The organism is Sphaerospermopsis kisseleviana CS-549 (assembly GCF_028329225.1).
Lineage (GTDB): Bacteria > Cyanobacteriota > Cyanobacteriia > Cyanobacteriales > Nostocaceae > Sphaerospermopsis > Sphaerospermopsis kisseleviana.
In genome coordinates, this window is record NZ_JAQMTI010000296.1 from 1 (window position 1) to 14,582 (window position 14,582).

At 37.8% G+C, this 14,582-nt stretch carries 11 protein-coding genes; 9 read left to right on the plus strand and 2 right to left on the minus strand.

Features of this window, described 5'->3' with window-relative positions:
• Positions 1 to 242 precede the first annotated feature (242 nt).
• From PN497_RS23200 to PN497_RS23220, 5 genes are all read left to right on the plus strand, one after another.
• The gene (locus PN497_RS23200) at positions 243 to 2,384 is read left to right on the plus strand and encodes a M48 family metalloprotease (protein WP_096572578.1); all 2,142 of its coding nucleotides are present in this window, start codon (positions 243 to 245) and stop codon (positions 2,382 to 2,384) included.
• Between the two features lie 635 nt (positions 2,385 to 3,019).
• Positions 3,020 to 3,766, plus strand: coding sequence for a hypothetical protein (locus PN497_RS23205; RefSeq protein WP_096565908.1), 747 nt, complete (start codon positions 3,020 to 3,022; stop codon positions 3,764 to 3,766).
• A gap of 287 nt (positions 3,767 to 4,053) precedes the next feature.
• On the plus strand, positions 4,054 to 4,539 hold the full coding sequence (locus tag PN497_RS23210; protein WP_096565910.1) for an RNA recognition motif domain-containing protein: 486 nt from the start codon (positions 4,054 to 4,056) through the stop codon (positions 4,537 to 4,539).
• Positions 4,540 to 5,688: 1,149 nt separating this feature from the next.
• Entirely contained in the window at positions 5,689 to 6,960 is a 1,272-nt protein-coding gene (locus PN497_RS23215; RefSeq protein WP_096565912.1) for a glycosyltransferase family 4 protein, read from the plus strand.
• 333 nt (positions 6,961 to 7,293) lie between these two features.
• On the plus strand, positions 7,294 to 7,467 hold the full coding sequence (locus PN497_RS23220; protein ID WP_272110921.1) for a DUF3368 domain-containing protein: 174 nt from the start codon (positions 7,294 to 7,296) through the stop codon (positions 7,465 to 7,467).
• Here PN497_RS23220 and PN497_RS23225 read toward each other — a convergent pair.
• A complete protein-coding gene (locus PN497_RS23225; RefSeq protein ID WP_096565914.1) occupies positions 7,439 to 7,717 on the minus strand; it encodes a type II toxin-antitoxin system Phd/YefM family antitoxin in 279 nt (92 codons plus the stop codon). The two genes, PN497_RS23220 and PN497_RS23225, sit on opposite strands and share 29 nt — an antisense overlap.
• Before the next feature lie 171 nt (positions 7,718 to 7,888).
• Between PN497_RS23225 and PN497_RS23230 the strand changes: the two genes are divergently transcribed.
• Together PN497_RS23230 and PN497_RS23235 are read left to right on the plus strand one after the other, a co-directional pair.
• A complete protein-coding gene (locus PN497_RS23230; protein ID WP_096565916.1) occupies positions 7,889 to 8,161 on the plus strand; it encodes a hypothetical protein in 273 nt (90 codons plus the stop codon).
• Between the two features lie 371 nt (positions 8,162 to 8,532).
• On the plus strand, positions 8,533 to 10,272 hold the full coding sequence (locus tag PN497_RS23235) for an Rqc2 family fibronectin-binding protein (RefSeq protein ID WP_096565918.1): 1,740 nt from the start codon (positions 8,533 to 8,535) through the stop codon (positions 10,270 to 10,272).
• A 375-nt stretch (positions 10,273 to 10,647) separates the two neighbouring features.
• Here PN497_RS23235 and PN497_RS23240 read toward each other — a convergent pair whose 3' ends face one another.
• Positions 10,648 to 12,201, minus strand: coding sequence for an iron uptake porin (locus PN497_RS23240; protein WP_096565920.1), 1,554 nt, complete (start codon positions 12,199 to 12,201; stop codon positions 10,648 to 10,650).
• A 320-nt stretch (positions 12,202 to 12,521) separates the two neighbouring features.
• On the opposite strand from PN497_RS23240, the gene PN497_RS23245 reads away from it, so the two are divergent.
• Both PN497_RS23245 and PN497_RS23250 read left to right on the plus strand, forming a co-directional pair.
• The gene (locus tag PN497_RS23245) at positions 12,522 to 13,538 is read left to right on the plus strand and encodes a metal ABC transporter substrate-binding protein (RefSeq protein ID WP_096565922.1); all 1,017 of its coding nucleotides are present in this window, start codon (positions 12,522 to 12,524) and stop codon (positions 13,536 to 13,538) included.
• 53 nt (positions 13,539 to 13,591) lie between these two features.
• Entirely contained in the window at positions 13,592 to 14,398 is an 807-nt protein-coding gene (locus PN497_RS23250; protein ID WP_096565924.1) for a metal ABC transporter ATP-binding protein, read from the plus strand.
• Positions 14,399 to 14,582: the final 184 nt, after the last annotated feature.

Here is a 14,582-nt window from a genome sequence, read left to right on the forward strand (position 1 = left end):
CCCCTCCTCCTGACTTCTGAATTTATTCAGGAACTCCCATCTATTTGTTGAATTTCTAATTAGATAGCGTGTCTTACCTAGAGCGTCGATTCAGTAATGCTAGGTAATCTCTTGTTACCTGGTAGGGGCGAAGCATTCGGGTGATAACCTATCGCTGAAACCAGTTCATATTCCGTCTGAATGCTTCGCCCTTACGATTAATGAATCGGTGTTCTGGAAGAAATTGGAGTAAAAAAAATTCTATGCTTTCATCTGAAAAATCCTCTTTGGAGGAGGGTTTAGCTGCTCTCAAAGAGGGAAATTACTATGCGGCAATAACTCAACTTTTGCCTATTGCTAATCAACCAGCAGACAGCGATATCCGTTTGCAAGCACTGGTTGGTTTAGTGATGTCTTATGCACACACAGGGGAAATATCAAAGGCGATCGCCTTGTGTAGAAATTTAATTGAAAGTGATAATTCCCAAGTTCAAGAATGGGCAAAAGTTGCACTTGAACATTTAACTAAACGACAAAAAAGACTCAAATCAAAATCACATCATCAATCACACAATATTGTCAATTCTACTCAAATCACTAAGCCACAAGCAAGTGTATCAAACAATTATACCAATAATATCTATAGTACCACAGAAACAACCAGCATTTATTGGCGACAAGCTAGACGTGCAAAAGTATGGCAACCTCTCCGTAAATATAATTTAATACCTTCCCGACTATTAGCTTTAGCAACTTTCATGGCTTTGTTGTGGGTATTACGCGCCATGTTAGAATTGGTAATGACTTTAACCAATCAGATTTTAGATAAACTTCCTTATGTTAGTCCATTGCCATTTTTATATAGTGATTTTACTACCTTAATATTAGTCCCGTTGTTGGTGTTGTTGGTGCTGTCTCCTTGGTTGTTAGATTGGTTACTAACAGAATTTTATCAGCAACAACCGTTATCTAAAGAAATTTTGTATACCTATAGTCGGGAAGCAGTAAGGATCACACAACGTACTTGTCAGCTAAAACGTTGGCCTGTTCCCACATTCCAGATTTTACCAATAGCAGCACCGATGATGTTCACCTATGGTAATCTACCTCGTAACGCCAGAATTGTTGTTAGTCAAGGACTGTTAGCAAAACTTACAGATGATGAAATAGCTACTATTTATGCTTTAGGTTTAGGACAAATTAACCGTTGGGATTTTGGGGTGATGTCTTTGGCTTTGTTGGTGACTTTACCGATTTATCAACTTTATCAGCAAGCCTCAACTTTGGCAAATAAAAGTGAGCAGAAAATTTGGTGCTGGACTGCTACAGGTTTGGCGGGTTTGTGTTATGGTATTTGGTGTTTATTGACGGGTACAACTTTGCTGAATGCGCGGTTTCGCCTTTATGCCAGCGATCGCCAAGCTGCCGAAATTACAGGTAATCCTAATGGGTTAATTCGTGCTTTACTGAAAATTACCATTGGTATTGCTGATGATATCAAAAAACAAGAACATACCAGTCCGCAATTAGAAAGCTTGAATATTTTAGCCCCAGTAGATTTTCAACACAGCCTCTGTTTAGGTAGCCTTGCAGGTCATTTACCTTGGGAATCATTATTAATATGGGAAAATAGCAATCCTTATCGGCAATGGTTTACTATTAATAATAGTCATCCTTTATTGGGCGATCGCCTGCAACGTTTGTGTAAAATTGCTCGTCATTGGCATTTAGAAACAGAACTACATTTTATCCATCCAGAGTTATTGCAAGTTAAACCACAATCTTTCTTATTACAAATTGCCCCCTTTTTGGGCATTCCTTTAGGATTGACATTAGCAGGACTGTTTTGGTTAGCTTGGCAAAGTGCATACACCTTGCATTTATTTAACCTGAAATGGATTTATGATGATTGGTCATTTGTGACAGGATTCTTAATGATAGGCTTTAGCATTGGTACAGTCATGCGGCTAAATGCCTTTTTCCCAGAAATCAAATCTTTGAGCTTAGACAGTGATGAGCAAATTTTGCAGCTATTAACAAACCCCTCGGTTTTGCCACTGGATAGCGTCAGCGTCCGTATTATTGGTAAACTGTTAGGTCGTCGAGGTACTAGCAACTGTCTAGCCCAAGACCTGATTTTAGAGTCCAACATCGGTTTAGTGAAGCTACATCATATTCCTGGGTTAGAACTCAAAACCACACCCCAAGAATTGATAGGTAGGCAAATTATCGTTACAGGTTGGTTACGAAGAGGGGTAACACCTTGGATCGACATTCAAACCCTAGAAACTGAAAATGGCACAATTATTAATAGTCCCCATCCCATTTTTTCCACTGTTTTAGCCGTCATCGCCCAAGCTTGGGGAGCTTATATAATGCTAACAGCCCAATCTCTAGCCGGATAATGGCACTTGCTGCCTTTAAAACCCAGGAAATGTAAACAAACGTTGCAAACTTGAACTCAATAATGTTACATTTGTTCATGAAATTAATAGCAACTGACCTAACTCAGTCACCCAACTTAGTTAGTAATTCTGCTACTGCTAATATTCCATCCCCCTTAATCCTTCCAAAACAGCAGGAAAGCGACCAGCCGATGGCTGGTTTTTGTTTCCAAAAATCCCCTTGTGCAAAAATGTATTGTATACTACGATGCTATAATGCTATAATGCAATCTGCAAAAATGTGAGTGCTGAACTAGCTACGTAGGCAATACCATGATAATGTTAAGAGATGGTATTTTGTTCTGCGGGTCAAAGCTGGAAAGAATTCATTTACTGTAGTAGACAGTTGACTATTAAATTGAGAATCCTGAGAATTAAGATGGTATTAGCTGGGCATACTAGCGGTTTAGTCTTAAATAAGCATCATCCTCACAAAAAACGGTATTGAAAAATTGCGCCCAATCTATAGACAAACATGAGCATTAATATTCATAAATTTAGTAGCGCCGCAACTAGGTCTACAAAACTTATCAGCGTGACTATTGACCGTGTAATAGGCACTATAGATTGTATACAAGCATATTGTTAAGATTATCATGGAAATAATTGAGCGATATATTATTCAAAAAAGTTATCCCCATAAACAGGAGATTGATGATTTATGCTTTTGTGCTAAAAACTTATACAGTTATGCTAACTTTTATATTTACCAAAGTTTGATTTTGAAGCATAAATATCTAGATGTTAATTTCCGAGAAAAACAGTTAAAGAATTTTCAAGCTGACCTAGCTTTATCTACTCAAGTAGTAAAAAAATATTTATTAGGTTTAGATTTTAATTTGTTAAACCTGCTCACAGCAATTAAGATATATAAAGAAAATAAACCAGAATTTTTAGAGAGAGACAAATTACTCAAATATCAACACCAAGAAAAGAGCAGACAGTTATTAGTTTATATTGATCAGATCGTGAGTAAATCTAAAATGAAAGCAGACTTGATTCATCTATCACCAAACCATATTTGCATTCCTACTGTTGTAGATTATTTCTGTCTGCATCGAGTCAGGAATGTACCCAATATTGACCATGATGTGGTAGAAGTTGTTTATGAAAAAGAGGAGTTAGATTATGACTTAAAACAAGATGCGATTGCAGCGATTAATGTAGGCAGAGATAACCTAGCAGCGTTAACTGCTAACCAACCTAGATTTGTGCAAGTTATAATCAAAGGGCAGATTATCAAGTCAATTAATCGTTATTACAATCAACAAAAAGCTAAATTAAAATCTTTACTACCGGCTCGTAAACAAACATCTAAATTGTTGATGTTAATGGTAGTTTAATATTTTAATATAAAGTATTCCCGACAGCGTTTAGCCAAGGGATAGGGGCGTTATAGTTCTCCCTGTTGGGGTGATTCCCTAAGAACAAACAACATGATATAAATGTATGTTCATGGTATGTTCATGGTATGTTTATGGTATGTTCATGTAGTTTGAAACTATAGTTTGATAGTTGGCATTAAAAAATTGGTTTATGGCGATTTTTGTTAATAGCATCTATTTAAAAGCCAAAGCCAAGTCAATGTTTTTGTTTTGTCATTTTCATTTCCACACTGGAGGTATAGTTCATGTCCGTTCGCCTATACATAGGTAATTTGCCCAAAGAAGAAATTGATCGTCAAGAATTGCAAGCTGTATTTGCGGCTGAAGGCGATGCTGTCACTACTAAACTGATTAAAGACCGCAAAACAGGTAAATGTCGTGGTTTTGGATTTTTAACGGTGAACAACGATGAACAAGCAGACCAAATTATTGAAAAATATAATGGTCAATTGTTTAAAGATGCTGCCATTAAACTAGAAAAGGCATTACCCCGGACTAAAGGTGATGAAGGTGAAGAACAAGCGCCCAAAGCTGCTAGTCAAGGTAGTAGCACTCCTGCACCTAATACCAACAAAGAACGCCGTGAAAAAGGATCTAAAAAATCTCGCCGTGGTGGTGGTGGATCTCGTGAGACAGTTACCACAGCTGATTCAGACGCAATTCGTCCAGATCCCCGTTGGGCTGATAAGTTAGAACAACTCAAACAAATGTTAGCTGCTGCCGGCTCCTGATCCTCCAGGTCCAGTGCTAAAAATTAAAAATCACAAATATAGCAGGAGTCAGGAGTCAGGAGTCAGGAGTAAAACTCGCTGCTGGTGGGATTTTCATGATGAATTGATGTCCTAACTACTTTGTCTACAGCTATATTACAAATGATGGAGATTTTTAATTTTTGGTTGTTCTCTTGTAGCTAAGGCTACTAAATTTCTCTGAAATCACCAGCCCTCGTGGACTGTTTTTTGTGCAAACAACCAACAATAACAGAGGCATTAAGCAGTGTTGAAAGCTAAATCTGGCTTCAGCACTGCTTAATTTTATTAAGGGGAATAGGGAATAGGGAGAAAGATTTTAGATTTTAGATTTTAGATTTTAGATTGGAGTTGACAAAAACAATCCAAAATCCAACATAAAAAACTCCTGCCCCTGCCCCTCACAAGGGTAGGTATTTTACATTGTCGTCAGGGCAAGACAAGGTGGACAAGGTGGACAAGGTGACAAGGGAGGAAAACCGTATAAAGTCTGTATTCTTAGTCACAAAAATAGTCCGTCAAAAAACCATTGTCCGTATAAAATCTTCCTTGTCCAATTTCCCTCCTTGTCTTCCTAGTCCTGTGAACTGCCTCCTGCCCCCTGCTGTAACTTTTTTACAAAACTGTAGCTTATTTAACAAAAAAAAATAATTCATAATAATAGTATAAGTCAATACTGTATTTTAAATACTGTAGTTTAAAAAAAGTAATTTCACCAAAAAAGATTGTGAGTATGAAAGATGTGTAAGCCAAACGAAATTGTCAATTCAACAGTAATTAATAATTGTTTTATGGGGGAAACAAATAATTTCAATCAGTGAATAAAAATATTTAAATTTCACGTATTTTATGATTGTTAATCGGCGCATTAAGCATTAATTTTGCCTTAATTAATGTCTGATATGTCATTGATATTTTTTTTACTAGTATTAAAAAAATATAATTTAATCTATCAAAGGTATTGAATATTAATATACAAAAATACGTGAATTTGATGAAAAGTTACCCCTGAAATCATCATTTATAAATTAAAATAAAGATTAATCAAAGTTTCTAAAGAATTCAGGTAAGCGTGAACAGCGTAAACTTGGAAACCCAAACTACCTTGTGATAATCAGCAACACACAACTTATGAACTCTACCAGTAACAAACGCATTGCTTTGATTTCAGTCCATGGTGATCCGGCGATTGAAATTGGAAGAGAGGAAGCTGGAGGACAGAATGTATATGTCCGTCAAGTGGGTGAAGCACTATCCCAACTAGGATGGCAGGTTGATATGTTTAGCCGGAAAATAAGTGTTGAACAAGAAGATATTGTTCAACATAATTCCCGCTGTCGAACCATTCGGTTAACAGCAGGACCAGTGGAATTTGTACCACGAGATAACGGATTTAAATATTTGCCAGAATTTGTAGAACAGTTATTAAAATTTCAAAAAGAAAACGGATTTAAATATGAATTGGTTCACACTAACTACTGGCTATCTAGCTGGGTAGGTTTGCAGTTAAAACAAATCCAAGGAAGTAAACAGGTTCATACATATCATTCTTTAGGTATCGTCAAATACAACACCATAGAAAATATTCCTTTGGTTGCTAGTCAACGTTTAGCTGTAGAAAAAGAAGTTTTAGAAACAGCAGAAAAAATTGTGGCTACAAGTCCACAGGAAAAACAACACATGAAAACATTGGTTTCTCAACAAGGAAATATTGATATTATTCCTTGTGGTACAGATATTCGCCGCTTTGGTTCTGTGGATCGAGAAACTGCTAGAGCTAAATTAGAAATTGAGCCAGATGCTAAGGTGGTGTTATATGTGGGACGTTTTGATCCACGGAAAGGTATTGAAACTTTGGTGCGTGCGGTGCGGGAGTCGCAGTTTTTTGGTGATAAAAACCTGAAGTTAATTATTGGTGGGGGAAGTACACCAGGTAATAGCGATGGTAGAGAACGCGATCGCATTGAGGGAATAGTTAACGAGTTGGGGATGGGTGAGTGTACGGTTTTCCCTGGGTTATTGAAACAGGAAATATTGCCAACTTATTACGCTGCGGCTGATGTGTGCGTGATTCCTAGCCATTATGAACCTTTTGGACTGGTGGCAGTGGAAGCTATGGCCTGTGGTACACCGGTGATCGCTAGTGATGTGGGTGGACTTCAGTTTAGTGTGGTGAATGAAAATACTGGTTTGTTAGTACCACCTCAAGATGTAGCAGCGTTTAGTAATGCTATTGATAGAATTTTAGGTAATTCTGAATGGCGTGCGGAGTTGGGTAAGTCGGGTAAGAGACGGGTAATGAGTAAGTTTAGTTGGGATGGTGTGGCGAGTCAGTTGGATTCACTTTATACTGAACTGCTGCAATCTGTGAAAGAAAAAGAGCCAGCTTTGGTTGCTGGTTGATAATCTTTTTGACGGGTAAAGGACAAGTTTTTGATATCCCCTGGGTTTTTAGGGGATATTTTTTTATGACTTACACATTTACTGTCAAGAAATCTGTTATATTTTAGAATTTTCTCACTAACTGCTCAGGATTGCTAACTTACCTATTTACTACCACAGCTATTTACAGAAATTATCGTTCCTGGTGGTGTTTGGAGTGAAATTGTTAAAGCTGGTAAAATAGATATAGCATCTCAAGAATTACCTAATGCTAATTGGGCAAAACAAGTTACTATTTCCGAAATTTCTGCTTTAATTGTACCTTGGGGTATAGATTTAGGAGAATCTGAAGTTTTGACATTTGCTTTAGAAAACATTGGTTATCGCGCAGTTATTGATGATGCTGCTGCTAGAAAAGTGGCAAAAAGTTTAAATATTCCCTTTATGGGAACTTTGGGAGTATTAGTTTTAGCAAAGAAACAAGGGTTAATAACTTCTATTATTGTTTTTTCTGCATCTCTTCAATAAACTGATCTAAAGATTGTGTATTCCCTGTTTCTATATCTTCCAATCCTTTTTTGATACCAATGAGAGTTTCTAACTTCTCTAAAGTGTCGAGTAATTTTTGATAAGCAGCAGCATCTTGAACGACTAACTCCGCTTTACCATTAACTGTTAAAACTACAGGGTTTCCAGTTTCTTTCATCTGCGTAATGAGTTCATTAGTATTGCGTTTAAAAGTTGAAAGTGACTGAATATCTCGACTTAAATTAATCATGAGAATAACTCTACACTAAATTTGCATCTAATTTAATGTTACCATACAATCACAAGAATGCAGTTAATAAGAAAATCCTTTTTCCCGATCAAGTGCAACAACAGATGAGTTTAGCTTTGTGATCTCCCAACCTAAAGGCTAAAGTGGATAGAAAGTAAAGCAGGTACAACGATGGAAGTTCAAGAAATCAAAAAATTCCCCAAACCTAGAAAAATAGACAGTCAACCCACCCCATCCCAACACATCAAGATATTAGACTGTAATCAACCCGTGAGCAGAGTTATATTTGAATGCTGGCACTGTAAACAAGGTATTTTGAGTGAAGTAGATGTCACCTCATCCCAATTTCTAGAAATTACCTGTCCTAGTTGTGGTAAAACAGGTTTAAGATTAATGGCTGATAAAGTCCTGTCAACTACTCCTATTCCTTCACCCTGGCAGTAAGGTGACAGGTGACAGGTGACAGGTGACAGGTGACAGGTGACAGTGAGAAGGCAAAAGTTAATTTTCTCTTTCTGACTCCTGCCTCCTGACTCCTGCTATATATTGTTAATTATCTTGTTAGTGGCGATCGCACTAAAAAATTCATAAACGAACCGCAGAGGCGCAGAGAACACAGAGAAAGAAGAAACTGTTAAACGGTTTGGCGCTGCTTCTTCAAAAAATGATAATAACTCAGTAATAACCCAAAATCTCTCTTAAACCCTCTTCCCTTTGTGTCCTTTGCGTACTTTGCGGTTCGTTATTCCGTGATCTGTGCCTAAGTCCTATAATTCAGAATAGCTTAAACTTAAAAATCATAGTTATTAATTATTTTGCAACCCGTAGACTTTACCACCCTCACCGCAACTTGCAGCGAACTCCGCGCTAACTGGCTACCTGCACGCACAGAACAGGTATATCAACGCGATCGCCATACCATAGCCATCGCCCTCCGCACTATGAAAAAGCGCGAGTGGCTAGATATATCATGGCATCCCCAAGCCACAAGAATTTGTATTGCTGAACCACCACCACGCACACCAGACACTTTCACTTTCAGTCAACAACTCATCCATCAGTTAGGTGGTTTAGCTTTAATAGCTATAGATTTTATCGCCCCTTGGGAACGAGTGGTAGACTTTAAATTTGCCCGTCGTCCAGGAGAAGCAGCACTTTATCACCTGTACGTCGAAGTAATGGGTAAATATAGTAATGCTATTCTCACAGATGCAAATAACGAAATTATCACCGCTGCCCATCAAGTTAGTCAACAACAGTCTAGAGTTCGTCCTATTCAAACTGGTGAACCTTACGAAACACCACCCAAACTAACAGGAACTATACCCAATTTAAACGAATCACAAACACGCTGGCAAGAACGAGTTAGTTTAGTTCCCGGATCTATTAAAAAGCAACTCCTGAAAAGTTATAGCGGTTTAAGTGCAGCTTTATTAGATTCTATGTTATTCGCTGCCAATATATCACCAGAAACCAATACTGATATTTTAACTGCCGATGACTGGGAGAGGTTATTTACCAAATGGCAAGAATGGTTACAAACTTTAGAAACTTTAGAAAGTTGTAAATTTCAACCTGCGGTAACTGCAAAAGGTTACACTGTTTTAGGTTGGGGAGGAATAACACCAGCCAAAAATATCCAAGAATTACTCAACCTATATTATACAGATCAATTAAATCAACAATCATTTTCTCAACTGCGTCATCAGTTAACCCAGAAATTAAGTAATATTTTGGGTAAGTTAAATATTAAAGCCCAAACCTTTAAAGACCGGTTACAACAGTCAGATCAAGCAGATGAATACAAACAACAAGCAGACCTATTAATGGCACATCTGCAAAACTGGCAACCAGGAATGACAGAAATTATTTTAGATGATTTTGAGACAGGAAAACCAGTGGCGATCGCCCTCCAACCAGATAAAAACGCCGTCCAAAATGCCCAAAAGCTATACAAACAACACCAAAAACTCAAACGCGCCCGTGCAGCAGTTGAACCACTATTATTAGACGTACAATCAGAAATAGACTATTTAGAACAAGTAGAAGCTGCTATTTCCCAAATAGAGAACTACCAAAATACAGAAGACTTACAAGCTTTAGAAGAAATACGCGATGAACTCATAGAACAAAAATATTTAGAAGACTTAGAATATCGTCGTCGCAGCAACACTGAAACCGCAAGTACAAACTTTCGTCGTTATCGCACCCCTAGCGGTTTTGAAGTCTTGATCGGTCGTAACAACAACCAAAATGATTATCTCACATTTCGGGTAGCAGGAGATTATGATTTATGGTTTCACGCCCAAGAAATACCCGGCAGTCATGTTTTACTACGTTTAGAACCTGGTGCAGTTCCAGACGAAGCAGACTTAGAATATACCGCCAACCTAGCAGCATACTTTAGTCGTGGCCGTGAAAGTGAACAAGTACCAGTAGTTTACACCCAACCCAACCGAGTTTATAAACCCAAAGGTGCAAAACCTGGACTTGTGGTTTATAAACAAGAAACGATAATTTGGGGAAAACCACAATTGGTGACTGGTGACTGGTGACTGGTGACTGGGGACTGGGGAGAAATATTTACCTTTTGACTCCTGAACTCCTGTCATAACTTCCTGACTTTTAGACCTTGACGGATCTTCCTCATCTGCCTGTAAATATAAAGACTTCCTTAACTGAGGGAAGATATTTTTTGAGAATTTCATAGAAAAATCTGTACTGCCTGTTACAATCTTGTTAAGAAAAGTTGCCCGTTACATTTTGGGAACGCGCAATTTGGTTTTGACTCTACTGAGAAGACAACACGAACAACGTTTTAAAATTTTTTTGACCAGCCCGTGGGAAGGCTGGTTTTTTATTTAACAACGTAGGGGCAAACCCCCCGTGGTTGCCCCTATTCGCTATTCGCTATTCCCTATTCCCTATTCCTAGAAACTAAAGGTAGTTCTCAACGCCCCAATGACTACATCATTATTATTAGTGTTATGGTCTGGTGCGGTTAACCAAATAACGCCAGGGGTAATAGTGATATTGTCGTTGAGTTTATATTGATAAAATGCCTCAATGTGATATGAGGTATTTTGGTCTTTGAATGCTGCTAAGTTGGTACTTGTACTGGTAACTTTTGGCTCCATGCCGACGATAATACCAGCTAAGTTACCTTTTTTACCCAAGTCTCGGAAACCAAGGGTGACAGCATAATTCCAAATGTCAACATCTCCTCTTGCACCTGTTAACACATTACTGTTTGTATATCCACCCCAACCACCTAACACGAATTTATCACTAATGCCTATGGATGCTTGCACACCGTAGGAATTACTGGAAAATGAATTGCCTGTAAAATAGTTAGATGTGGCGTTATTACTACCTGTAGCTAGTGGTGTGTTATAGGAATTGATGTAAGTTAAACCAAGGGTAATGCGATCGCTGGGTTTAACTGTCAACTGTGCCAAAGCACCATAGGGACCATCAAACAAACCACTTCCACTGGCAGGGTTATTAGCTGAACCTGCTAAATACCCTAAACTGACTCCCACTCTATTACTAAACTGGTGAGTTACTCCCAAACCCGAACCACCTATTTGGCCATAAATTGGGTTGCGTGTACCAAAGGTAGATAAAGCACCAAAAGCACCATCACCGTCAAAAATGTTCACTGTACTGGTAATGTCATCTATTGCACCACCGGAGGCGATCGCTATTGCTTGGGTTTTCTCACTTAGAGGGAATCTATACGATAGTGTTCCCAGTACAGAAGTGGTAGTACCACTACCTGCAAAAGCCAAATTTCCTTCCCCTGTTAGCAAGTCAGGAGTGTTGATATTATTACTCTCAATTCTGGTAAACAGTGTATCTTTACCCGTAAAACTGCTGACAAATTCAATTCTTGTCCGCGCCCCAAGGGTAGTATTTTTATCTGCAATAGGTGTTCCGTTAACTTGATCACCTGATAAAACATCACTAACAACGGCTACAACTTGACCTTGCAGTTTAGTAGTGGTCGAAAACTGATTTGCTTCTAACTCAGAAGTCTTTGCTTCCAAAGCATCCACACGCCCCCGTAAGGTTGCTAGTTCGGCAGAAAATTCTTCTTGCAGTTTTTGGATAGTTGCTAAGTCCTGTTTTGTGACTCCATCAGCAGTTGCAGTAGCAATTAATTCATTCACCCGATCCAAACAAGCATTCAAACCTGCTGCAAATTCATACCTGGTTAATGCGCGATTTCCCCGATAAGTACCATTAGGATACCCAGCAATACAACCATAACGTTCTACTAAAGACTGTAACGATTGAAATGCCCAGTCTCCCGGTTGTACATCTGACAACTGAGATACTGAAGTAACTTGTGATATTAACTCTTGCTGAGAATAATTAGTTTCTGTTTTCCCTGCTGGTTCATTTGCGAAAACAGATGTATTTGCACATAGTATAATGCTGCAAATAGCTGGACTGGTAAGATGATTCCACTTTTTAGCCATTTTTCCACACACCCATTGTTATTTCACAACTGTACCGAGAAGTTTATTTGCTACGTTTTTTGACAAAGCTAATTAAGGTCATTTTTACAACTATGTAGCCAAAAATCCCTCAGCACTTAAAAAAATTAATCTTAAAGGGGTCTCCCAGAAAAAAATGTAATCTACATTACTTAAATCAAAGCATCTTGTAAATAGTGCATAATTTTGTTGTCAGTATTATGTGAAAATGATAATGGTTCTTATATTAATGTATAATGAGTATAATTTTCAATGGAAAATTGACCTAAAATCAAAAATTCTGCTAAAGAGAGGAAAAGGAAATGACAGTTAATCTTACAAAACAAGAGATAAAAGTCTATAAAAAGCCTATTGGGCTAATATTTACTCTATTTTGCTGTTTAATTGCCTCTGGTTGTCAGCAAACACAAAACAACACAGCGCAAAATGCGGTTCAGTCATCACCGTCACCAGTAGAAAAGGTACAAAACTCAGAAAAAACTAAAGTAGTAACTACGTTTTTACCCGTGTATTTGTTTACAAAAGCTGTAGTTGGAGATGTAGCAGATGTAGAGATTTTAATTCCACCAGGTACAGATGTGCATGAATATCAGGCCACACCGGATGATGTGAAGGCGATCGCCACAGCCAGAATTTTAGTAAAAAATGGCTTAGGTATGGAAGAATTTCTTAGCAATACCATCAAAAATGCAGAAAATTCCAAATTAATAGAAATTGATGCCAGTAAAGGTATTAAAGTAGTAGATGATATATCACCAATAGAGGAAGTAAAAGGTCACGATCACGATCATGATCACAAACATGAACACGCAGAGGGAAACCCTCATGTTTGGTTAGATCCAGTTTTTGCCAAACAGCAAGTGATCAATATTAGAGATGGTTTAATTAAAGCTGATCCAGCCAATAAAGAAGTTTATCAAACTAATGCTGCCACTTATATTCAAGAATTAGAAAAATTAAATAATGAATTTCAGCAGACTTTAAGCAAAACACCCAACTGCACTTTTATCACCTTTCATGATGCCTTTCCTTATCTAGCCCAAAGATACAACCTCAAGCAAGTTGCAGTTGTGAAAATTCCCGAAGATCAACTTTCACCAGCAGACGTAAAAAAAGCCGTCAATGCAGTGAAAAAGTACCAAGTAAAAGCTTTATTTAGTGAACCAGGAGTAGACAATAAATTACTGAATAGCCTTTCTCAAGATTTGAAATTAACTTTGTATCCTCTTAGTTCTTTAGAAACTGGGGAAACCAACCCACAATATTATTTCCAAGCAATGAGAAATAATTTGCAGAGTTTAGCAGCAGGATGTAAATAATTGATAATTGATAATTGATAATTGATAATTCAAAATCTAAAATCTAAAATCGAATGACTGACGAACAAGAATCAAAAACATTATTGCCAATATTAAAAGTAGAAGGTTTAACCGTCTATCAAGGAAGCTATTTAGCTATACGGGATGTTTCCTTTGCATTATTTCCCGGAACAGATACAGCAATAGTAGGACCAAATGGCGCTGGTAAAAGTACCTTAGTTAAAGCTATTTTAGATTTAATTCCTCGTAGTTCTGGAACAATTGAAATTTTTGGTCGCCCCATTTCTCGGTTAGGAAATTTGCGTAAAGAATTGGCATATATGCCACAAAACTTTATTTTTGATCGCAGTTTTCCTATTTCTGTGAGTGAGTTAGTAGAACTGGGAATAGGTGACAGGGAAAAGGTAAAAGGTCAAAATAAACATCTATTTTTATCCAAGTTCTGGCAAAACAAACAAGAAAAATCAGCCGCAGTCAAAGCAGCTTTACAACGTACAGATGCTTATCATTTAAAAAATCAAGCTATTGGTACTCTTAGTGGTGGTCAACTAAAAAGGGTATTGTTAGCTTATTGTTTGGTAATTCGGCGAAAATTCCTAGTATTGGATGAAGCTTTTGCTGGGGTAGATATGCGAGGTGCGGCTGATTTTTATGCCTTGCTAAATGAGTTAAAACAGGAGGAAAATTGGACAGTTTTGCAGGTTTCCCATGATATTGATATGGTAAATCGTCATTGCGATCGCGTCATCTGTCTGAATCAAACTTTAGTGTGTTCTGGACATCCAGAAATTGCCCTTTCACCACAAAATCTCTTAGCAACTTATGGTCCTGGTTTTAGTCGTTATCAACACCATCATTAAATAATAGGGAATAGGGAATAGGGAATAGGGAATAGGGAATTGGGAATAGGGAATAGGGAATTGGGAATTGGGAATTGGGAATTGGGAATAAATAATTATCTATTCACTGTCACCTGTCCCCAATCACCAATCACCAATCACCAATCACCAATCACCAATCACCAATCACCAATCACCAATCACC